A 19,060-nucleotide genomic window follows, 5' to 3' on the forward strand; every position below is an offset into this window, starting at 1 on the left:
TGAAAAGCCGGGGGGCTTCACTTCGGCCGGATGGCGTCGGCAGTGCCCTGGATGAACGCCTTGATCTTGTCCACATCCTCCATCGACAGCTTGCCCGTGAAGTCCGGCATGCCGCGCTCCATGGCCGGCCCCTTGAAGATGAACTTGTCGAGGTTCTCGATGTACGAGGCGTTCATGTAGCCCAGGTTGGGAATGTTGCCCCCGCGGTCCACGCCGGGCACGCCGTGGCAGAACACGCAGTTGCTCACGTACAGCAGCGTGCCCGCCTCCACCTTGGCCGGGTCGTACTTCACGCCCTGCACCAGCTTGTCCATGCGGTACTGCACGAATTCGGGCGCCGGCGCCTTGCCGCCCAGCACGAAGGTGTAGACCGTGCCGGGGCCCTGGCGCTCGGTGGCTCGCATGGCCAGGCCGTAGACGCCGCCCCAGCCCACCGCGATCGACAGGTACTGCTTGCCATCGACCATGTAGGTGCTGGGCGCCGCCACGACGCCGGTGCCGGTGGGTGTCTCCCACAGCTTCTCGCCGGTCTTGGCGTTGTAGGCCATCATGCGGCCGTCGGCCGTTCCCTGGAACACCAGGTTGCCGGCGGTGGCGAGCGTACCGCCATTCCAGGGCGAGACGTGCTCCACCGCCCAGGCCTGCTTCTGCGCCACCGGGTCCCATGCGATCAGGCGCCCGAAAGGCTTGCTCTGGGGCGGCGCGGCGTTGATGAACATGGCGGTGTTCCAGCCCAGCGCCGAATGCGGACGGGCCGGAGCGTTCTCGTTGAACTTCCACGCCTTGTCGTCCATCAGCGAGACGGGAATGTTCTGCGCCGGCAGGTAGGCCAGCCCGGTCTGTGCGCTGTAGGACATGGAATGCCAGTTGTGCGCGCCGAAGGGCCCGGGAATGCTGTCGCCGGGCTTCTCGTTCTGGCGCGCAGCCGCCACCTCGATCGGCCGGCCGTTCTTGTCATAGCCGGTGGCCCAGTTCACGTCGACAAAATTCTTCGCCGAGATGAACTTGCCGTTGGTGCGGTCGATGACGAAGAAGAAGCCATTCTTGGGCGCATGCAGGATCACCTTGCGCGGCTTGCCGCCCACCTTGATGTCGGCCAGGATCATCGGCTGGGTCGAGGTGTAGTCCCAGTTGTCGCCCGGCGTTTCCTGGTAGTGCCACTTGTACTTTCCGGTGTCGGGGTCGAGCGCGACGATCGAGGCCAGGTACAGGTTGTCGCCGCCCTTGGGGCTGCGCTTGCTGTGCGCCCATGGCGATCCGTTGCCGGTGCCGATGTACATGAGGTTGAGCTCCGGGTCGAAGGCCATGGTGTCCCACACCGTGCCGCCGCCGCCGGCCTCCCAGTACTTGCTGCCCGGGTCCCAGGTCTTGGCGGCACGCGCCATGGCGTCGTTTTCCAGCGGCTTGGACGGATCGCCCGGCACCGTATACCAGCGCCACTTCTGCTCGCCGGTGGCCGCGTCGTAGGCGGTGACGTAGCCCCGCGCACCGTACTCGGCCCCGCCGTTGCCGATGATCACCTTGCCCTTGAACACGCGTGGCGCGCCGGTGATGGTGTAGGAGAACTTGGAATCGCCGATCGTGTCCTTCTCCCACACCACCTGGCCGGTGGCGGCATCCAGCGCGATCAGCCGCCCGTCGTACGCGCCCACGTACACCTTGCCCTGGTAGAGCGCCACGCCACGGTTGACCACGTCGCAGCAGCCCTTGAAGCCTTTGGACTTGTCCACCTTGGGATCGAAGGTCCAAAGCTTCTTGCCGGTGCGCACGTCGATGGCGTGCACCACGCTCCATGACGCGGTGACATACATGATGCCGTCCACCACCAGCGGCGTGGCCTCCACGCCGCGCGTGGATTCGAGGTTGTAGGACCAGGCCAGGCCCAGGTCCTTCACGTTGCCCGCGTTGATCTGGTCGAGCTTGGAAAAGCGCGTCTCGGCATAGTCCAGGCCGTAGCTGGGCCAGTCGCTGGTCTTGGCCGTGTTGGCGCGGATGAAGGCGCCGTCGACCTTGCCGGTGGCGGCCTTGATGTGCTCGGGCGAGCCCTTGCTGCCCTGCTGGGCGGCGGCGCCGGCGGCGGCCAGGCACAGCGCGGCGCCGAGCGCGAGGGCGCGGTGGATCTTTCTTCTCATCGTGCTGTCTCCTGCATCGTTGTGGCGCTGGCAAGAATGGTCCGGCGCGGCGCTTTCTTCACCCTCGGGATTTCCCTAGCGCGCAACTGTTCCATTGCGGAACAGATTTCGAGCCGCCCCACGAGAGGAGTCGACGCATGTTCCTGCCCTCGCCCGCCGGCCGTGCCGGCGACCGCCCGCGCGAGCTGTTTCCGCGCACGCGTGCCGAGCGCGTCGCACTGGCGCGCCAGCAGTTCTTCGACGAAGGCGTGCGTCCCTCGGGCCTGGTGGGCGAAGCCGTGCTGCAGTCGTGGATGCGCTGCAGCCGCACGCACAGCGACAGCCGGCGGGTCATCGCATTCGATGCGGTCACGCCCAGCCGCCTGCATGCCACGCTGGGCCGCAGCCGCGAACTGCTCGAGGCGGCGCGCGGCGAGCTGCAGAACATGGAGAGCTCGCTGGCCGGAACCGATGCGCGCGTGCTGCTCACCGACGCGCACGGCGTGATCGTGCACACCACCCACCACCCCATGGCCGCGGCGCAGCCGGTGATGCGGCAGACGGCGCGGGTGGGCGTCAACATTGCCGAAAGCATGGTGGGCACGACGGCGCCGGGCATCGTGGCCTGCACCGGCCACGCCGCGACGGTGAACGGCGCAGAGCACTATTTCGACGTGCTGCACGAAATGCACTGCGCAGCTGCGCCCATCCGCGACGTGCACGGCCGCCTCGCCGCGGTGCTCGACGTGAGCATGGAGGGACGGCCCTTCAGCTTCGGCGCGGCGCAGCTGGTGGCGACCTTTGCCGCCACCATCGAGAACCGCCTGCTGGTGACCCAGTCGCGCGGCCGGCTGCTGCTGCGCTTCCAGGCGAGCCCAGCGCTGCTGGGCACGCCACTGGAAGCGCTGGCCGGCATCGACGGCGACGGCAACGTCGCCTGGCTCAACGGCGCGGCCGAGCGCCTGATCGGCCAGCTGGCCGACGACACGCCGCCCACCGCGCTGCGCATCTTCGGCATGGACCTGGCCGCGCTGCTGCGCATGACGCGCAGCGAAGCGCCGCAGCCCATTCGCCTGGCCAGCGGCCTGGGCGTGTGGCTGCAGGCCGCGCTGCAGGCGAGCGACGGTGTGGACTTTCGGCATGCCGTGGGATTGGCCGGCACAGGCGCGGCCGCAACGCGAATTGCAGGCGCGCCGAATCCGGCCCCGCCTTCGCAAGATGAAGATGCGCCGGCCGCCCAGGGCGACAGCAGCCTGAGCGGCCACAGCCGCAAGCTGATCGAAGACACGCTCGACGCATGCGGCGGCAACATCTCGCAGGCAGCGCGCCAGCTGCGCGTGTCGCGCGGCACGCTCTACCGACGGCTCAAGCACTGGCAGCAGGAAGCGCCACCACCTTGAGTCCTGCTTTCGATGGACCGGGTTAGTCCGCACACACCCAGATGGTCACGATCGATACGATTTCTGCCCAAGCGCAGTCCACGTCTGCGCTGAAACCGGAATGGACTTGACGACTTCAGCTTTGAACCAGCCGCTGGCGCTGTATCGCACGATGCTGCGCATCCGTGCTTTCGAGAACGCGGCCGAGGCCGCCAGCCAGGGCGGCGTGAGCGCGTACGGCCAGCAGGCCGGCGCCGCCGCCAAGGTGCGCGGCCCCCTGCACCTGTCGACCGGCCAGGAGGCGGTGCCGGCCGGCGTGTGCGCGCACCTGCGCGCGAGCGACTACATCACCTCCACCCACCGCGGCCACGGCCACACGCTGGCCAAGGGCGCGGACCTCACGCGCATGATGTGCGAGCTGTTCGGCAAGGCCACCGGCTTCAACGGCGGCAAGGGCGGCTCCATGCACATCGCCGATTTCTCCGTGGGCATGCTCGGCGCCAACGGCGTGGTGGCGGCCGGCCTGCCCATCGCGGTGGGCGCCGCGCATGCGCAGAAGATCCAGCACCGCGACGCCATCACCACCTGCTTCTTCGGCGACGGCGCCATCAACCGCGGGCCGTTTCTCGAAGCCCTGAACTGGGCCCACGTGTACGAGTTGCCGGTGCTCTTCGTCTGTGAAGACAACCGCTGGAGCGCCACCACCGCCAGCGGCCCCATGACGGCCGGCGACGGCGCCTCCGCCCGCGCAGCGGCCATGGACATCCCGGCACGCCAGGTCGATGGCAACGACGTGTTCGCCGTGCACGAAGCCGCGGCCGAACTCGTGGCGCAGGTGCGCAGCGGCCAGGGCCCGCGCCTGCTGCATGCGCTGACCTACCGCGTGAAGGGCCACGTGTCGGTGGACGTGGCGGCCTATCGCAACCCGAACGAACTCGAGGCCGCGCTGAAGACCGACCCGATTGCCCGCGCGCGCGCCGCGCTCTTGCAGCGCGGCACGCCGGCGCAGGCGCTCGATGCCATCGAGAACGAAGCGCAGGCCGAGGTGGAAGCGGCGCTGGCGGCCGCCGATGCGGCGCCGTGGCCGCAGGCCGACGCCGCCTTCACCGACGTGCAGAACACCGGAGCCGGGCAATGGATCTGACGATGCAGGACGCCGGCGCAGGCCGCTTCGCCTTCGGCGAAGTGCGCGACATGAGCTATGCGCAGGCCGCCGCCATGGCCGTGACGCGCGAGATGGAAGTGGATTCGCGCGTGGTCGTGCTCGGCGAGGACGTGGGCCGCGGCGGCATCTTCGGCCAGTACCAGGGGCTGCAGGCGCGCTTCGGCACCGGCCGCGTGATCGACACCCCGATCAGCGAAGCCGCCATCATGGGCGCCGGCGTAGGCATGGCGCTGGCCGGCCTGCGCCCGGTGGTCGAGATGCGCGTGGTCGACTTTGCGCTGTGCGGCATGGACGAGCTGGTGAACCAGGCCGCCAAGAACCGCTTCATGTTCGGCGGCCAGGGCCGCGTGCCGCTGGTGGCCCGCATGCCCGGCGGCATCTGGGATGCTTCGGCGGCGCAGCACTCGCAGTCGCTCGAAGCCTGGTTCGCGCACATGCCCGGGCTGGTGGTGGTGTGCCCCTCGACGCCGCAGGACAACTTCAGCCTGCTGCGCGCGGCCATGCACTGCGGCGACCCGGTGGCCTACATCGAGCACAAGACCTTGTGGGGCCTGCGCGGCGATGTGGATCCCAGCCAGACCGCCAAGCTCGGCCAGGCGCGCCGCGTGCGCGCGGGCAACGCGATCACCATCGTGAGCTGGAGCCGGCAGGTGCATGTCTGCGAGCAGGCCTGCACCGAGCTGGCCGCGCAGGGCATCGAGGCAGACCTGATCGACCTGCGGACGCTGTGGCCGTGGGACCGCGAGATGGTGCTCGAATCGTGCGCGCGCACCGGCCGCCTGCTGGTGGCGCACGAGGCGGTGCAGACGGCCGGGTTCGGCGCGGAGATCGCGGCCAGCGCGGCCGAGCTCACCGGCTGCAAGGTGGCGCGCCTGGGCGCGCCGCGCATCCCGGTGGGCTATGCGCCGATCCTGGAGGCGCAGTCGCGCATCGACGCCACGCGGGTTACCGATGCGGCCCTGCGGATGCTGGGCTGAAGCGCCATGGGCGACGACGACCTGCTCATCTTCAAGCTGGTGCGGGTCGTCAATTTCACGGCGCGGCCCTTCGAGCAGCGGGTGGGCAAGCCGCTGCAGCTCACGCTCAACGAGTGGCGCGTGATGGCGATGGTGGGCGCACAGCCCGGCTGCAATGCCAGCCAGGTGGCCGAGTACAGCGGCCTGGACAAGATGGCCGTGAGCCGCGCGCTGGCGGGCCTGCAGCGCGCCAAGCGGCTGCAGCGCCATGAAGACCCGACGGACCAGAGACGCAGCCGGCTCTACCTCAGCGCCGCCGGCCGCTCCGTGTATGAAGCGGCCCTGGCGCGCGCGCAGGAGCGCGAAGCGGAGCTGTTCGCCAACATCACCGCGCACGAGCGCGAGCAGCTCAGCGCCATGCTCGACAAGCTCATCGCCTCGGTGCGCATGACCGATGGTTGAGTCGGACGGAAGGCCCCGGGGTTATTACCCGCATCGAATCGCCGCCTTCACTCGTAAAACAGACGCCACGGGGCTGCACGGCCCATTTCGATCGCATTGACTGGAGCGAGCATGCACAAGATTCTTTCCCCCATCCATCGACGCACGCTGCTGCGCGCTGCCGCGGCCTCGTCGGCACTGCTGGCCTTCGGCGGCCCTGCCGCGGCGCAGGCGAACTGGCCGACCAAGCCGGTGCGCATCGTGGTGCCCTTTGCACCGGGCGGCACCACCGACATCCTGGCGCGGGCCGTCGCGCCGGAGCTGTCCAAGGCCTTCGGCCAGCAGTTCATCGTGGACAACCGGGCCGGTGCCGGCGGCAACGTGGGCGCGGAAATCGTGGCGCACTCGGCGCCCGACGGCTACACGCTGCTCATGGGCACGGTGGGCACGCACGGCATCAACCGCGCCCTGTACCCCAAGCTGGCCTACGACCCGATCAAGGACTTCGCGCCCATCACCCTGGTGGCGGCGGTGCCCAACGTGATGGAGATGAATGCCGACAAGGCCAGGCAGCTGGGCATCAACTCAGTCCAGGACTTCATCGCCTACGCCAAGGCGCACCCGGGCAAGCTGAGCATGGCCTCCAGCGGCAGCGGCACCTCGATCCACCTGGCGGGCGAGCTGTTCAAGAGCATGACAGGCAGCTACATGACGCACATCCCGTACCGGGGCTCGGGCCCCGCCTTGCTCGACCTGGTGGCCGGCAGCACGGACGTGATGTTCGACAACCTGCCTTCTTCCATGCAGCAGATCAAGGGCGGCAAGCTCAAGGCCCTGGCCGTGACCAGCGCACAGCGCTCCCCGGCGCTGCCCGACGTGCCCACCGTCGAGGAAGCCGGCGGCCCGTCGCTCAAGGGCTACGAGGCGAGTTCCTGGTTCGGCCTGCTCGCCCCGGCCGGCACGCCGCCCGACATCGTGAACCGCATCCAGCAGGAAGTCGCCAAATCGTTGGGCACCCCCGCCATCAAGGAAAAGCTCATTGCCCAGGGCGCCCTGCCCAGCGGCAACACCCCCGCCGAGTTCGCCAAGCTCATCGACAGCGAGCACAAGAAATGGGCGGCGGTGGTGAAGACCAGCGGCGCGAAGGTGGACTAACCAGTTCTTGAAACCGGACGCGACCTTCGTGCGCCCGTAAGCGGGGCCAGCAACACACCGAGGAACCGGCTTTGCCGGGCCTCAGTTGTGGTCCTCCCCTCGGGGGATGGCGAACTACACCCGCGGGAGCGGCGTGAGAAGCCGAGGGGCCTTTTCAGACCCCCCAGACCACGTCCTTGCCGGCAGCTTGGGCGCGCTTGAACATGTGGATCAGCGGCGCGGCCCGCTGGTGCAGCCCCACATGCACGCGCTCGGCCTCGTCCGCATGGTCCTCGGCGGCGAAAGCATCATGGTTGTGCTTGTTGTTGATGGCGTCCTGCTTCACCGCGTTCTCCAGCGCGGTGATTGCGGCGGGCAACTGGTCCGCCGTGATGATGCCCTTGCTCGAGGCCTTGCCGACGATGTCGAGCAGTTGCCTGGCATTGCCTTCCATCATGACGACGTCTTCGGTGGCCTGTGACTTGAAGCGATAGAGCATGTTTCACCTGTTGTAGATGTGATCCCGGGTGAAAGGGTACTCCGATTGCGCGCCGCGCAGGGTGCCGCTCGACATGTCGCCATCGGGCTTGATGGCCAGCATCTGGTGCAGCGCGATCCAGCCCTGCTCGAAGCTCATGGCCGAGCCGGCCAGGTACAGGCGGTAGGCGCGCAGCACGCGTTCGGCGCGCCCCTCGTCGCCGGTGCTCTGGCGCAGCACCTCGCGCGCCTGCGGCAACTGGGCTTCGAGCGCATCGGACCAGGCCCACAGCGTGCGGGCGTAGTGCGGGCGCAGGTTTTCCGTGTCCACCATCTCCAGGCCCGCGGCGGCAAGTTCGCGCAGCACATGCGTCACGTGCAGCAACTCGCCGCCGGGAAAGATGTACTTCTCGATGAAGTCGCCCATGCCGGCGCCCAGCTGCTGCTGGTCGAGCTGGCCGGAGGTGATGCCGTGGTTCATGGCCAGGCCGCCGGGTTCGAGCAGATCGAAGATCTGCTGGAAGTACGCGCCCATGTTGGCGCGGCCCACGTGTTCGAACATGCCCACCGAGGAGATCTTGTGGAAGCGCTGCGCCGGCTTGAGCTCGCGATAGTCGAGCAGCTCGACCCGCACCCGGCCGCCCAGGCCGCGCTCCTCGATCAGCCGGTTCACATAGGCATGCTGGTTCTTCGACAGCGTGATGCCGGTGGCATCCACGCCGTAGTTCTCGGCGGCCCACAGCAGCAGCGCACCCCAGCCAGAACCCACATCCAGATAGCGCTCGCCCGCCTTGAGCTGCAGCTTGCGGCAGATGTGGTCCAGCTTGGCTTCCTGCGCCTGGGCCAGGTCCAGGGCTTCGTCGCGGTAATAGGCACACGAATAGACGCGGCGCGGGTCCAGCCACAGGGCGTAAAAGTCGTCGGACACGTCGTAGTGGAACTGGATCTGCGCCGAGTCCTTGCGCAGTGAGTGCGCCCCGCGCGACTTGGCCCGGCGCATCAGCTCGCCCCACCAGCCGCTGGTCGTCTCGACCGGATTGCCGGGCAGCAGGCCCACCGCGGCATCGGTCAGGTCGCGCATGGCGCCCTGGATCTGCACCTTGCCCTCCACATACGCTTCGCCGATCGCGCCGATCTGGCGGCTCGCCAGCTTGGCCAGGGCCGACCACTCGCTGAAGGCGAGGGTCACGCGAGATGGCGATGTGGTGCTGACGCGGCGCCCGTCGGGCAGCTCCAATGCGATCGGCACCGGAAGCGTCGCGAGCTGCGACTCGATCTTCGGTATCAGACTCTGCATGGAGCGATTTTTGCCAGGGGGATACACAACCGTCAACCGACCCGGCCTCATGGCCTCGTTGCCAGTATATTGTTTATGTGTAAACTATTTATTCGTGAACCGCTGAATGGCGGCCGTCTCCACGGAGGTTTATTCGATGAGCGCCCCAATTGATCGCTTCGTTTCCGACCGGCTGCCTGCGCGCGACCAATGGCCGAAGTTCGTATACGACGGCCTGTCCGGCGTGGACTTTCCCGAGCAGTTGAACCTGGTCGATGCCCTGCTGGATCGGGCCGAGGCCGCCGGCCACGGCGACCGGCCGATGCTGCGCTCGCCACAGCGCACGCTGACTTACCGGCAGGCACGCGCCGAGATCGATCGCATCGCCCAGGTATTGCTGGAAGACCTGGCGCTGGTGCCCGGCAACCGGGTGCTGCTGCGCGGCGGCAATTCGGTGGAGATGGCGCTGGCCTGGCTGGGCGTGGTGAAGGCGGGGCTGATTGCCCTGGCCACCATGCCGCTTCTTCGGGCGCGCGAGCTGGGAGACATCCTGGAGAAAGCGCAGCCTGCCGCCGCGCTGTGCGACACGCGCCTGATGGAAGAACTGGATGCGGCGCGCGCCCTGCCCGCCGGCGCGAGCCTGCGCGCCGTGCTGCGCTTCAACGCCCCGGACGATGCGGCGTCGCTGGAAGCCCTGGCGGCCGCGAAGAGCGGCCAGGCGGCCTGGCCCGCCACCCAGGCCGACGACATCGCGCTGATGGCCTTCACCTCGGGCACCACCGGCAAGCCCAAGGCACCGGTGCACAGCCACCGCGACGTGCTGGCCGCCTGCGAAGCCTGGCCGCGCCATGTGCTGCAGATCCAGGCGGACGACGTGGTGGTCGGCTCGCCGCCGCTGGCCTTCACCTTCGGCCTGGGCGGCCTGCTCATCTTCCCGATGTGGGCCGGCGCTTCGGTGTGGCTGCCGGGCGCCGGCTACACGCCGGAATCGATGGTGCGCACCATCAACGAGGTGGGCGCCACCATCTGCTTCACCGCGCCCACCTTCTATCGCCAGATGGCGCCGTTCGCCAGACAACTCGGCGTGCCCGGGCTGCGCAAGACGGTGAGTGCCGGCGAGGGGCTGCCCGACGCCACCCGGCAGCTGTGGAAGGAGGCCACGGGCATCGAGATGATCGACGGTATCGGCGCCACCGAGATGTTCCACATCTTCATTTCCTCGGCGGGCAGCGAGGTGCGCCGCGGCGCCATCGGCAAGGCGGTGCCCGGCTACCTGGCGCGCGTGGTCGACGAGCAAGGGCAGGAAGTGCCGCGCGGCACCATCGGCCGGCTTGCGGTCATCGGCCCCACGGGCTGCCGCTACCTGGACGACGCGCGCCAGCAGAACTACGTGAAGCGGGGCTGGAACTATCCGGGCGATGCCTTCATGCAGGACGCCGACGGCTACTTCTTCTACCAGGCCCGCGACGACGACATGATCATCACCGCCGGCTACAACGTCGGCGGCCCCGAGGTGGAAGACGCATTGCTCAAGCACCCGGCGGTGGCCGAATGCGGCGTGATCGGCGTGCCCGACGAGGCGCGCGGCATGATCGTCAAGGCCTTCTGCGTGCTCAAGCCCGGCCACAGCGGCGACGCCGCCATGGTCAAGGCACTGCAGGACCACGTGAAGGCCACCATCGCGCCCTTCAAGTACCCGCGTGCCATCGACTTCGTGGACAGCCTGCCGCGCACCGAGACCGGCAAGCTGCAGCGCTTCAGGCTGCGGCAGATGAAGAACGCGCGCTAGCCGACTGCGAAGGCAACACAGGAAGCAGGGATTGGCACAGGCTGCGCACGTGCCTTGCACGTGCGCAGCGGCACATGCCTTTCGGCCAAAGAAAAAGCCTCCTGGATTTCTCCAAGAGGCTTTTCAATTTGGTTGCGCGAGCAAGATTTGAACTTGCGACCTTTGGGTTATGAGCCCAACGAGCTACCAGGCTGCTCCATCGCGCGGCAGACAGAAATTATAGCTTATTCCGCGGCGTTTTGCTCGTCGCTGCCCTCGGAAATTTCGGGGCGGTCGACCAGCTCAACCAGAGCCATGGGCGCGTTGTCGCCAACGCGGAAACCCATCTTCAGGATGCGGGTGTAGCCGCCCGGGCGGGTCTGGTAGCGCGGGCCCAGTTCATTGAACAGCTTCACGACGGAGTCGCGGTCGCGCAGGCGGTCGAAGGCCAGGCGCTTGTTGGCAACGGTGGGCTTCTTGGCCAGCGTGATCATCGGCTCGATGACGCGGCGCAGTTCCTTGGCCTTGGGGACCGTGGTCTTGATGGCCTCGTGAGCGATCAGCGAGTTCATCATGTTCTGCAGCATCGCCAGGCGGTGCGAGCTGGTGCGGTTGAGTTTGCGAAGGCCGTGACCGTGACGCATGATTTTTTCCTTTCGAGGTTTGTAATAAAGGCAGCCGTGTCAGGTACTGCCCTTTGCGCCATCCACGCTGGAATGGCGCTTGGTTGATTGAATTGACTGGCTTGGCTTAACGCTTGTCGAGGCCGGCCGGCGGCCAGCTCTCGAGCTTCATGCCCAAGGTCAGGCCGCGCGAGGCGAGCACTTCCTTGATTTCGTTGAGCGACTTGCGACCCAGGTTCGGGGTCTTGAGCAGCTCGTTCTCGGTGCGCTGGATCAGGTCACCGATGTAGTAGATGTTCTCGGCCTTCAGGCAGTTGGCCGAACGCACCGTCAGCTCGAGCTCGTCCACGGGGCGCAGCAGGATCGGGTCGAACTGCTGGGCGCTGCGCGGGGCGGGCGCGTCGAAGGCGGCCAGTTCGCCGCCTTCCAGCTGCGCGAACACGGCAAGCTGCTCGACCAGGATCTTGGCCGAGGCACGCACCGCGTCTTCAGCGGTGATGGCGCCGTTGGTCTCGATCTCGACCAGCAGCTTGTCCAGGTCGGTGCGCTGCTCGACGCGCGCGCTTTCGACGGTGTAGCTCACGCGCTTGACGGGCGAGAACGACGCGTCGAGCACGATGCGGCCGATCGACTTGGTCGGCTCATCGGCATAGCGGCGCATGGTGCCGGGCACGTAGCCGCGGCCCTTCTCGACCTTGATCTGCATGTCGAGCTTGCCGCCTTGCGACAGGTGCGCAATGACGTGGTCCGGGTTGATGATCTCGACGTCGTGCGGCGTCTGGATGTCGGAAGCGGTGACCGGGCCTTCGCCGTCCTTGCGCAGGCTCAGCGTGACTTCGTCGCGGTTGTGGAGCTTGAACACCACGCCCTTGAGGTTCAGCAGGATGTTGACCACATCTTCCTGAACGCCGTCGATCGACGAGTACTCGTGCAGAACGCCGGCAATGGTCACTTCGGTCGCCGAATAACCAACCATCGAAGACAGCAGAACGCGGCGCAGCGCGTTGCCGAGCGTGTGGCCGTAGCCGCGCTCGAAGGGCTCGAGCGTCACCTTGGCCTTGTTGGCCGCCAGTTGCTCGACCTGGATGGTCTTGGGTTTCAGCAGGGTGGTTTGCATGCAGACTTCCTCTCAATACCCCCGGTTCGTTACACCGGTAAGGCTGGTGAAGCGCCCGACTGGAATGCCTCCCAGCGGGAACCGAAAAATCAAATACGGGCCGCGATGTGGGCGGCCCGTGGTCTCGCGCTTTAGCGCGAGTAGAGTTCGACGATCAGCGATTCGTTGATGTCGGAAGCGAATTCGTCGCGGTCCGGGGTCTTCTTGAAGACGCCTTCGGCCTTGTCGGCATTCACTTCGACCCAGGCGGGCATGCCCACTTGGGCGGCCAGCTGCAGGGCCTCGACCACGCGGGTCTGCTTCTTCGACTTTTCACGAACGGCAACCACGTCGCCGGCCTTGACCAGGTACGACGGGATGTTGACCGACTGGCCGTTCACCGTGATGGCCTTGTGCGACACCAGCTGGCGCGCTTCGGCGCGGGTGGAACCGAAGCCCATGCGGTAGACCACGTTGTCCAGGCGCGACTCGAGCAGGAACAGCAGGTTGGCACCGGTGTTGCCGCGGCGGCGGTCGGCTTCCTCGAAGTAGCGGCGGAACTGCTTCTCGAGCACGCCGTACATGCGCTTGACCTTCTGCTTTTCGCGCAGCTGCAGGCCGTAGTCGGAGGTACGCTGACCCGAGGTGCGGCCATGCTGGCCGGGCTTGGAGTCGAACTTCGCCTTGTCCTGGATCGAGCGGCGGGCGCTCTTGAGGAACAGGTCGGTGCCTTCACGGCGGGAGAGTTTGGCCTTGGGGCCGAGGTAACGTGCCACGAGATCTTCCTTTGTGTCATCTGCCGAGAAGGACCATCCTTCGCGGGAGCCGCTCGACCCTTGGGACGGCGGCGGTGGGCTTGCTTTTACAAAACAACCAAAAACAAAACGCGCAGACTGCACGAATGCAGGCTGCGCCTTCACGCGACGCGCTTAGATGCGGCGGCGCTTCTGCGGACGGCAGCCGTTGTGCGGCACCGGCGTCACGTCGGAAATCGAGTTGATGCGGATGCCGAGCGCGGCCAGGGCGCGCACCGACGATTCGCGACCCGGGCCGGGGCCCTTGATCTCGACGTCCAGGTTCTTGATGCCTTGTTCCACCGCGGCACGGCCGGCCACTTCGGAAGCCACCTGGGCTGCGAAGGGCGTCGACTTGCGCGAACCCTTGAAGCCTTGGCCACCCGACGAAGCCCACGACAGGGCGTTGCCCTGGCGATCGGTGATCGTGATGATGGTGTTGTTGAACGAGGCGTGCACGTGGGCGATACCGTCCGCAACGTTCTTGCGGACCTTCTTGCGAACGCGCTGTGCTGCGTTGTTGGCAGGAGCTTTAGCCATGCTTTTCTATCCTTACTTCTTCAGGGACTGCGCAGCCTTGCGCGGGCCCTTGCGGGTGCGGGCGTTGGTGCGCGTGCGCTGGCCGCGCATCGGCAGGCCGCGGCGATGACGGAAACCACGGTAGCAACCGATGTCCATCAGTCGCTTGATGTTCATCGTCGTTTCGCGGCGCAGGTCGCCTTCGATCGTGAACTGGGCGATCTGGTCGCGGATCTTTTCCAGGTCAGCGTCCGTCAGGTCCTTGACCTTCTTCGCGTAGTCGATGCCAGCCGCTTCGCAGATCTTGCGAGCGCGGGTGCGCCCGATACCGAAGATGGCGGTCAGGCCGATCTCGGCGTGCTTGTGCGGCGGAATGTTGATGCCAGCAATACGTGCCATGTGCGTCCTCTAAATCTCTTCTTCTCGAATCAACCCTGGCGCTGCTTGTGGCGCGGGTCGGAACAGATCACGCGCACCACACCCTTGCGGCGGATGATCTTGCAATTGCGGCAGATGGTCTTGACCGAAGCCGAAACTCTCATTTGTTACTCCTAAATCTCTCTACGTCGTCTTGTGGGCCCGCATCACGAAGGCTTGAAGTTCGCCTTCTTGAGCAGCGATTCGTATTGCTGGGACATCATGTAGTTCTGCACCTGGGCCATGAAGTCCATCGTGACCACCACGATGATCAGCAGTGAAGTCCCACCGAAGTAGAACGGCACGTTGTATTTCAGGATCAGGAACTCCGGCAGCAGGCAGACGAAGGTGATGTACACCGCGCCCGCCAGCGTGAGGCGAACCAGGATCTTGTCGATATACCGGGCGGTCTGGTCACCCGGGCGGATGCCGGGAATGAAGGCACCGCTCTTCTTCAGGTTGTCTGCCGTCTCGCGGCTGTTGAAGACCAACGCCGTGTAGAAGAAGCAGAAGAACACGATGGCCGCCGCGTACAGCAGCACATAGATCGGCTCGCCCGGACGCAGCGCGCTGGCCACGTCCTTGACCCAGCGCCAGCCGCCGTCACCGGTACTGAACCAGCCCACCACGGTGGCCGGCAGCAGGATGATGGACGAAGCGAAGATGGGCGGAATCACACCGGCCATGTTCAGCTTCAGCGGCAGGTGCGAGGACTGGCCGCCATACACCTTGTTGCCGACCTGGCGGCGCGCATAGTTCACCAGGATCTTGCGCTGGCCGCGTTCGACGAACACCACGAAGTAGGTCACCAGCACGACGATCGCGACGATGAACAGCGCGACGATCGGGTTCATGGCCCCCGTGGTCACCAGCGAAGCCAGGCCACCAATGGCGCTCGGCAGACCTGCGGCGATACCCGCGAAGATCAGGATCGAGATGCCGTTGCCCAGGCCGCGCTCGGTGATCTGCTCGCCCAGCCACATCAGGAACATCGAACCAGCCGTGAGACTGATCATGGCCGTGAGGCGGAAGCCGAAGCCCGGGTTGATGACCAGGCCGGCGGACGACTCGAGTGCCACCGCGATGCCGAAGGACTGGAACAGCGCCAGCGCCAGCGCGCCGTAGCGCGTGTACTGGGTGATCTTGCGGCGGCCCGCCTCGCCTTCCTTCTTCAGCTGCTCGAAGGTCGGCACCACGTAGGTCATCAGCTGCATGATGATCGATGCAGAGATGTACGGCATGATGCCCAACGCGAACACGGTGAAGCGCGACAGCGCACCGCCCGAGAACATGTTGAACAGGCTCAGGATGCCACCCTGCTGGCCCTGGAACAGCTGTGCCAGCTGGTCCGGGTTGATGCCAGGCACGGGAATGTGCGCCCCGATCCGATACACCACCAGAGCGAGCAGCAAAAACACCAGCCGACGACGCAGGTCGCCGAACTTGCCTGTCTTTGCGAGCGTTGCCGCGTTAGTTGCCACGTAGTGCCTTCAGCAAGATGCTTTAAGCGACGCTGCCGCCGGCTGCTTCGATCGCAGCCTTGGCACCTGCCGTCGCACCGATGCCCGTCAGCTTGACGGCCTTGGTGAGTTCACCCGACTTCACGACCTTGACCACCTTGGCCAGCTGGCCCACCAGGCCGGCTTGCTTCAGCGCCAGGACGTCGACTTCGGCCAGGCCCAGCTTTTCCAGCGAGGCCAGCGTGATTTCGGCGTTGTACTTCAGCGTCTGCGACTTGAAGCCGCGCTTGGGCAGGCGACGCTGCAGCGGCATCTGGCCGCCTTCGAAGCCCACCTTGTGGAAGCCGCCCGAACGCGACTTCTGACCCTTGTGACCGCGGCCGGCAGTCTTGCCGAGGCCGGAGCCGATGCCGCGGCCGACGCGACGCTTCGCGTGCTTGGCGCCGGCAGCGGGCTTGATGCCATTGAGTTCCATATCGTCTCTCTCAGCAGCTCTTGTTTAGAGCACTTTGACCAGGTAGCTGATCTTGTTGATCATGCCGCGAACGGCGGGCGTGTCCTGCAGCTCCGACACGGAGTTGAGCTTGCGCAGGCCCAGGCCACGCACGGTGGCGCGATGCGATTGCTTGGTGCCGATCGGGCTGCGGACCAATTGCACCTTGACGGTTTGTTGTTGCGTCATTTGTGATGCTCCGGCTTTAAGCGGCGAACAGCTGCTCGACCGTCAGGCCACGCTTGGCGGCGACTTCCGAAGCCGTCGTAGCGTTGCGCAGGCCGTTCAGCGTGGCGCGAACCATGTTGTAGGGGTTCGACGAACCGTGGCTCTTGGCCACGACGTCGGTGATGCCCATCACTTCGAACACGGCGCGCATCGGGCCGCCGGCGATGATGCCGGTACCCTTGGGGGCCGGGTACATCACGACGGACGAAGCACCGTGGTGGCCGTGCACTTCGTGGTGCAGCGTGCCGTTCTTGATCGCGCCCTTGAACAGGTTGCGGCGGGCCTCTTCCATGGCCTTCTGCACGGCAGCGGGCACTTCCTTGGACTTGCCCTTGCCCATGCCGACGCGGCCGTCGCCGTCGCCAACCACCGTCAGTGCAGCGAAACCGAGGATACGACCACCCTTCACCACCTTGGTGACGCGGTTGATCGCGATCATCTTCTCGCGCAGACCGTCCTCGGGTCCTTCGTTCTGCGTTCTTGCCTGAATCTTTGCCATCTTGAATCTCGTATTCGGTTAGAACTGCAGACCGGCTTCGCGGGCAGCGTCGGCCAGGGCCTTGACGCGGCCGTGATAGGCGAAGCCAGCGCGGTCGAATGCAACCTTCTCGACGCCGGCGGCCTTGGCCTTCTCAGCGATGCGCTTGCCGATCAGCGTGGCGGCAGCAACGTTGCCACCCTTGCCAGCGCCGCCCAGCGACGAGCGGATTTCGGCTTCGGCGGTGGAAGCAGCGGCCAGCACCTTCGAACCGTCTTCGGAGATGACGGTGGCGTAGATGTGCAGGTTGGTGCGGTTCACCGTCAGGCGGGCGATGCCCTGCTTCGCGATGCGAATGCGGGTCTGGCGCGCGCGGCGAAGACGCTGTTCTTTCTTGGTCAACATCATTTTGCTGCCCCTTACTTCTTCTTGGTCTCTTTGATCACGATCTTCTCGTCCGAATAACGGATCCCCTTGCCCTTGTAGGGCTCGGGCGGACGAACAGCGCGGATCTCAGCGGCGATCTGGCCGACGCGTTGGCGGTCGGCACCCTTGATCACGATTTCGGTCGGGGCCGGCGTTGCCACCGTGATGCCTTGGGGCATCGCGATGTCGACCGGGTGCGAGAAGCCAACCGACAGGTTGAGCTTGGCGCCCTGGGCGGCGGCTTTGAAGCCCACGCCAACCAGGTTGAGCTTCTTCTCGAAGCCCTTGGTCACACCGACCACCATGTTGTTGACCAGCTGGCGAATGGTGCCGCTCATCGCATTCGCTTCACGCGAATCGTTGGCCGGCGTGAAGCTCAGCTTGCCGTCGTTGTTCTTGACGATGACCAGCGGATTGCTGGCCAGCGACAGTTGACCGCCAGCGCCCTTGACGCTGATCTGGTCTTCCTTGATCGACACATCCACGCCTTGCGGGATGGCGACCGGGCTCTTACCTACTCGGGACATTCTTCTTGCTCCTCGATCAGGCGACGTAGCACAGGACTTCGCCGCCAACGCCGTTGGCGCGCGCCTTGCGATCGGTCATCACGCCCTTGGGCGTGGTCACGATGGCAACGCCCAGGCCGTTCTGCACCTGCGGGATCGCGGCGCTGGCCTTGTAGACGCGCAGGCCGGGACGGCTGACGCGCTCGATGCGCTCGATGACCGGGCGACCGGCGTAGTACTTCAGCGAAATTTCCAGCTCGCTCTTGCCGGCTTCGGTCTTGACCTGGAAGCCGTCGATGTAGCCCTCGTCCTTCAGGACTTGTGCGATCGCGACCTTCACCTTGGAAGACGGGACCGACACGGTGGGCTTGGCGACCATCTGCGCGTTGCGGATGCGCGTCAGCAGGTCGGCAATGGGATCACTCATGCTCATGTTGTTTGCTCCTGCCTGGCTTACCAGCTGGCCTTGGTGACACCGGGGATGTCGCCGTTGAAAGCCAGCTCGCGGATCTTGGCGCGTGCCAGACCGAATTGACGGAAGGTGCCGCGGGGACGACCCGTGATTTCGCAGCGGTTGCGCTGACGCGTGGGGTTGGCGTTACGCGGGAGCTTCTGCAGGCCCAGGCGGGCGGCAGCGCGCTCTTCGTCGCTCTTCTTCGCGTCGTTGGCGATCGCCTTCAGTTCGGCGTACTTGGCGGCGTACTTGGCGGCCAGTTTGTCGCGCTTGAGTTCGCGCTGGATCAAAGCTACTTTAGCCACAGATCACCTCAGTTCTTGAACGGGAAACGGAAGCCGGCGAGCAGCGCCTTGGCTTCTTCATCGGTCTTGGCGGTCGTCGTGATGCTGATGTTCAGGCCACGCAGCGCATCCACCTTGTCGTACTCGATTTCCGGGAAGATGATCTGTTCCTTGACGCCGATGTTGTAGTTGCCACGGCCGTCGAACGCACGACCCGAGATACCGCGGAAGTCGCGAACGCGCGGCAGGGCCACGGTCACGAAGCGGTCCAGGAATTCGTACATCTGAACGCCGCGCAGGGTCACCATGCAGCCGATGGGCTGTTGCTCACGGATCTTGAAGCCTGCGATGGCCTTCTTCGACTTGGTGACGACGGGCTTCTGGCCGGCGATCTTGGTCAGATCGGCCACGGCGTTTTCGAGCACCTTCTTGTCGGCCACAGCCTCGCCCACGCCCATGTTCAGCGTGATCTTGGTCAGGCGCGGGACCTGCATCGGGGACTTGTAGCCGAACTTCTCGGTCAGGTCCTTGGCGATCTTTTCGCGGTAGTGTTGTTGGAGTCGTGCCATGTGCGT

At 66.0% G+C, this 19,060-nt stretch carries 24 protein-coding genes and 1 tRNA gene; 6 read left to right on the top strand and 19 right to left on the bottom strand.

Annotated elements, in window-relative coordinates; genetic code table 11:
- Positions 1–17: 17 nt before the first annotated feature.
- The gene (locus VSO01S_RS09385; RefSeq protein WP_068641669.1) at positions 18–2,132 is read right to left on the bottom strand and encodes a PQQ-dependent dehydrogenase, methanol/ethanol family; all 2,115 of its coding nucleotides are present in this window, start codon (positions 2,130–2,132) and stop codon (positions 18–20) included.
- Positions 2,133–2,269: 137 nt separating this feature from the next.
- Here VSO01S_RS09385 and VSO01S_RS09390 point away from each other — a divergent pair, with 137 nt between their 5' ends.
- The 5 genes from VSO01S_RS09390 to VSO01S_RS09410 all read left to right on the top strand — a co-directional run bounded on the left by VSO01S_RS09390 (position 2,270) and on the right by VSO01S_RS09410 (position 7,207).
- On the top strand, positions 2,270–3,511 hold the full coding sequence (locus VSO01S_RS09390) for a helix-turn-helix domain-containing protein (RefSeq protein ID WP_068641671.1): 1,242 nt from the start codon (positions 2,270–2,272) through the stop codon (positions 3,509–3,511).
- A 151-nt stretch (positions 3,512–3,662) separates the two neighbouring features.
- A complete protein-coding gene (locus VSO01S_RS09395; protein WP_174544720.1) occupies positions 3,663–4,634 on the top strand; it encodes a thiamine pyrophosphate-dependent dehydrogenase E1 component subunit alpha in 972 nt (323 codons plus the stop codon).
- Positions 4,625–5,632, top strand: coding sequence for an alpha-ketoacid dehydrogenase subunit beta (locus VSO01S_RS09400; RefSeq protein WP_245684160.1), 1,008 nt, complete (start codon positions 4,625–4,627; stop codon positions 5,630–5,632). Before VSO01S_RS09395 ends, VSO01S_RS09400 begins: the two co-directional genes overlap by 10 nt.
- 6 nt (positions 5,633–5,638) lie before the next feature.
- Positions 5,639–6,073 carry a MarR family winged helix-turn-helix transcriptional regulator gene (locus VSO01S_RS09405; protein WP_068641677.1) on the top strand — a complete coding sequence of 145 codons (435 nt, stop codon included), beginning with the start codon at positions 5,639–5,641 and terminating at the stop codon, positions 6,071–6,073.
- Positions 6,074–6,184: 111 nt separating this feature from the next.
- Entirely contained in the window at positions 6,185–7,207 is a 1,023-nt protein-coding gene (locus VSO01S_RS09410; protein ID WP_068641679.1) for a Bug family tripartite tricarboxylate transporter substrate binding protein, read from the top strand.
- A gap of 154 nt (positions 7,208–7,361) precedes the next feature.
- Here VSO01S_RS09410 and VSO01S_RS09415 read toward each other — a convergent pair whose 3' ends face one another.
- Both VSO01S_RS09415 and VSO01S_RS09420 read right to left on the bottom strand, forming a co-directional pair.
- Complete coding sequence (locus VSO01S_RS09415) at positions 7,362–7,685, bottom strand: DUF1840 domain-containing protein (RefSeq protein WP_068641681.1); 324 nt, start codon at positions 7,683–7,685, stop codon at positions 7,362–7,364.
- Between the two features lie 3 nt (positions 7,686–7,688).
- On the bottom strand, positions 7,689–8,960 hold the full coding sequence (locus tag VSO01S_RS09420) for a class I SAM-dependent methyltransferase (RefSeq protein WP_068641683.1): 1,272 nt from the start codon (positions 8,958–8,960) through the stop codon (positions 7,689–7,691).
- A gap of 136 nt (positions 8,961–9,096) precedes the next feature.
- Here VSO01S_RS09420 and VSO01S_RS09425 point away from each other — a divergent pair, with 136 nt between their 5' ends.
- Entirely contained in the window at positions 9,097–10,728 is a 1,632-nt protein-coding gene (locus tag VSO01S_RS09425; protein WP_068641685.1) for an AMP-binding protein, read from the top strand.
- Between the two features lie 129 nt (positions 10,729–10,857).
- Here VSO01S_RS09425 and VSO01S_RS09430 read toward each other — a convergent pair.
- The 16 genes from VSO01S_RS09430 to rplE form a co-directional block, all read right to left on the bottom strand.
- A tRNA-Met gene (locus tag VSO01S_RS09430) sits at positions 10,858–10,934 on the bottom strand.
- 18 nt (positions 10,935–10,952) lie between these two features.
- The gene (gene rplQ / locus VSO01S_RS09435) at positions 10,953–11,351 is read right to left on the bottom strand and encodes a 50S ribosomal protein L17 (RefSeq protein WP_068641687.1); all 399 of its coding nucleotides are present in this window, start codon (positions 11,349–11,351) and stop codon (positions 10,953–10,955) included.
- Between the two features lie 106 nt (positions 11,352–11,457).
- A complete protein-coding gene (locus tag VSO01S_RS09440; RefSeq protein WP_068641689.1) occupies positions 11,458–12,447 on the bottom strand; it encodes a DNA-directed RNA polymerase subunit alpha in 990 nt (329 codons plus the stop codon).
- 131 nt (positions 12,448–12,578) lie between these two features.
- Positions 12,579–13,202, bottom strand: a complete 624-nt coding sequence (rpsD, locus tag VSO01S_RS09445; protein WP_068641691.1) for a 30S ribosomal protein S4 — start codon at positions 13,200–13,202, stop codon at positions 12,579–12,581.
- A 153-nt stretch (positions 13,203–13,355) separates the two neighbouring features.
- On the bottom strand, positions 13,356–13,760 hold the full coding sequence (gene rpsK, locus VSO01S_RS09450; protein WP_068641693.1) for a 30S ribosomal protein S11: 405 nt from the start codon (positions 13,758–13,760) through the stop codon (positions 13,356–13,358).
- Between the two features lie 12 nt (positions 13,761–13,772).
- Entirely contained in the window at positions 13,773–14,138 is a 366-nt protein-coding gene (rpsM, locus tag VSO01S_RS09455; protein ID WP_068641695.1) for a 30S ribosomal protein S13, read from the bottom strand.
- Positions 14,139–14,167: 29 nt separating this feature from the next.
- Entirely contained in the window at positions 14,168–14,281 is a 114-nt protein-coding gene (rpmJ, locus tag VSO01S_RS09460; RefSeq protein WP_068641696.1) for a 50S ribosomal protein L36, read from the bottom strand.
- A 42-nt stretch (positions 14,282–14,323) separates the two neighbouring features.
- Positions 14,324–15,637, bottom strand: a complete 1,314-nt coding sequence (gene secY / locus VSO01S_RS09465) for a preprotein translocase subunit SecY (protein WP_068641699.1) — start codon at positions 15,635–15,637, stop codon at positions 14,324–14,326.
- A gap of 22 nt (positions 15,638–15,659) precedes the next feature.
- On the bottom strand, positions 15,660–16,091 hold the full coding sequence (gene rplO, locus VSO01S_RS09470; RefSeq protein WP_068641708.1) for a 50S ribosomal protein L15: 432 nt from the start codon (positions 16,089–16,091) through the stop codon (positions 15,660–15,662).
- Between the two features lie 24 nt (positions 16,092–16,115).
- Entirely contained in the window at positions 16,116–16,298 is a 183-nt protein-coding gene (gene rpmD / locus VSO01S_RS09475; protein WP_068641710.1) for a 50S ribosomal protein L30, read from the bottom strand.
- 16 nt (positions 16,299–16,314) lie between these two features.
- Positions 16,315–16,836 carry a 30S ribosomal protein S5 gene (gene rpsE / locus VSO01S_RS09480; protein WP_068641712.1) on the bottom strand — a complete coding sequence of 174 codons (522 nt, stop codon included), beginning with the start codon at positions 16,834–16,836 and terminating at the stop codon, positions 16,315–16,317.
- Between the two features lie 18 nt (positions 16,837–16,854).
- Positions 16,855–17,220: a 50S ribosomal protein L18 gene (rplR, locus tag VSO01S_RS09485; protein WP_068641764.1), complete on the bottom strand. Its 366-nt coding sequence runs from the start codon at positions 17,218–17,220 to the stop codon at positions 16,855–16,857.
- Between the two features lie 14 nt (positions 17,221–17,234).
- Positions 17,235–17,768 carry a 50S ribosomal protein L6 gene (rplF, locus tag VSO01S_RS09490; RefSeq protein WP_068641714.1) on the bottom strand — a complete coding sequence of 178 codons (534 nt, stop codon included), beginning with the start codon at positions 17,766–17,768 and terminating at the stop codon, positions 17,235–17,237.
- 16 nt (positions 17,769–17,784) lie between these two features.
- Entirely contained in the window at positions 17,785–18,180 is a 396-nt protein-coding gene (rpsH, locus tag VSO01S_RS09495) for a 30S ribosomal protein S8 (protein WP_068641716.1), read from the bottom strand.
- Positions 18,181–18,200: 20 nt separating this feature from the next.
- A complete protein-coding gene (gene rpsN / locus VSO01S_RS09500; protein WP_068641717.1) occupies positions 18,201–18,506 on the bottom strand; it encodes a 30S ribosomal protein S14 in 306 nt (101 codons plus the stop codon).
- 8 nt (positions 18,507–18,514) lie between these two features.
- A complete protein-coding gene (gene rplE / locus VSO01S_RS09505; protein ID WP_068641721.1) occupies positions 18,515–19,054 on the bottom strand; it encodes a 50S ribosomal protein L5 in 540 nt (179 codons plus the stop codon).
- Positions 19,055–19,060: the final 6 nt, after the last annotated feature.

This window comes from Variovorax soli NBRC 106424, from assembly GCF_001591385.1.
GTDB classification, from domain to species: Bacteria; Pseudomonadota; Gammaproteobacteria; order Burkholderiales; family Burkholderiaceae_C; genus Variovorax; species Variovorax soli.

What these genes read in the sequence shown, in the direction of transcription:
- rpsM (WP_068641695.1), bottom strand. Translation starts at nt 14,138, where the DNA reads ATGGCACGTATTGCTGGCATCAACATTCCGCCGCACAAGCACGCCGAG.
- rpsE (WP_068641712.1), bottom strand. Translation starts at nt 16,836, where the DNA reads ATGGCAAAGATTCAGGCAAGAACGCAGAACGAAGGACCCGAGGACGGT.
- VSO01S_RS09390 (WP_068641671.1), top strand. Translation starts at nt 2,270, where the DNA reads ATGTTCCTGCCCTCGCCCGCCGGCCGTGCCGGCGACCGCCCGCGCGAG.
- rplE (WP_068641721.1), bottom strand. Translation starts at nt 19,054, where the DNA reads ATGGCACGACTCCAACAACACTACCGCGAAAAGATCGCCAAGGACCTG.
- VSO01S_RS09440 (WP_068641689.1), bottom strand. Translation starts at nt 12,447, where the DNA reads ATGCAAACCACCCTGCTGAAACCCAAGACCATCCAGGTCGAGCAACTG.
- rpsH (WP_068641716.1), bottom strand. Translation starts at nt 18,180, where the DNA reads ATGAGCATGAGTGATCCCATTGCCGACCTGCTGACGCGCATCCGCAAC.
- rplF (WP_068641714.1), bottom strand. Translation starts at nt 17,768, where the DNA reads ATGTCCCGAGTAGGTAAGAGCCCGGTCGCCATCCCGCAAGGCGTGGAT.
- rpsK (WP_068641693.1), bottom strand. Translation starts at nt 13,760, where the DNA reads ATGGCTAAAGCTCCTGCCAACAACGCAGCACAGCGCGTTCGCAAGAAG.
- rplO (WP_068641708.1), bottom strand. Translation starts at nt 16,091, where the DNA reads ATGGAACTCAATGGCATCAAGCCCGCTGCCGGCGCCAAGCACGCGAAG.
- VSO01S_RS09425 (WP_068641685.1), top strand. Translation starts at nt 9,097, where the DNA reads ATGAGCGCCCCAATTGATCGCTTCGTTTCCGACCGGCTGCCTGCGCGC.
- VSO01S_RS09405 (WP_068641677.1), top strand. Translation starts at nt 5,639, where the DNA reads ATGGGCGACGACGACCTGCTCATCTTCAAGCTGGTGCGGGTCGTCAAT.
- VSO01S_RS09415 (WP_068641681.1), bottom strand. Translation starts at nt 7,685, where the DNA reads ATGCTCTATCGCTTCAAGTCACAGGCCACCGAAGACGTCGTCATGATG.
- rpmD (WP_068641710.1), bottom strand. Translation starts at nt 16,298, where the DNA reads ATGACGCAACAACAAACCGTCAAGGTGCAATTGGTCCGCAGCCCGATC.
- rplQ (WP_068641687.1), bottom strand. Translation starts at nt 11,351, where the DNA reads ATGCGTCACGGTCACGGCCTTCGCAAACTCAACCGCACCAGCTCGCAC.
- rpmJ (WP_068641696.1), bottom strand. Translation starts at nt 14,281, where the DNA reads ATGAGAGTTTCGGCTTCGGTCAAGACCATCTGCCGCAATTGCAAGATC.
- VSO01S_RS09400 (WP_245684160.1), top strand. Translation starts at nt 4,625, where the DNA reads ATGGATCTGACGATGCAGGACGCCGGCGCAGGCCGCTTCGCCTTCGGC.
- VSO01S_RS09395 (WP_174544720.1), top strand. Translation starts at nt 3,663, where the DNA reads ATGCTGCGCATCCGTGCTTTCGAGAACGCGGCCGAGGCCGCCAGCCAG.
- VSO01S_RS09420 (WP_068641683.1), bottom strand. Translation starts at nt 8,960, where the DNA reads ATGCAGAGTCTGATACCGAAGATCGAGTCGCAGCTCGCGACGCTTCCG.
- rplR (WP_068641764.1), bottom strand. Translation starts at nt 17,220, where the DNA reads ATGTTGACCAAGAAAGAACAGCGTCTTCGCCGCGCGCGCCAGACCCGC.
- VSO01S_RS09410 (WP_068641679.1), top strand. Translation starts at nt 6,185, where the DNA reads ATGCACAAGATTCTTTCCCCCATCCATCGACGCACGCTGCTGCGCGCT.
- VSO01S_RS09385 (WP_068641669.1), bottom strand. Translation starts at nt 2,132, where the DNA reads ATGAGAAGAAAGATCCACCGCGCCCTCGCGCTCGGCGCCGCGCTGTGC.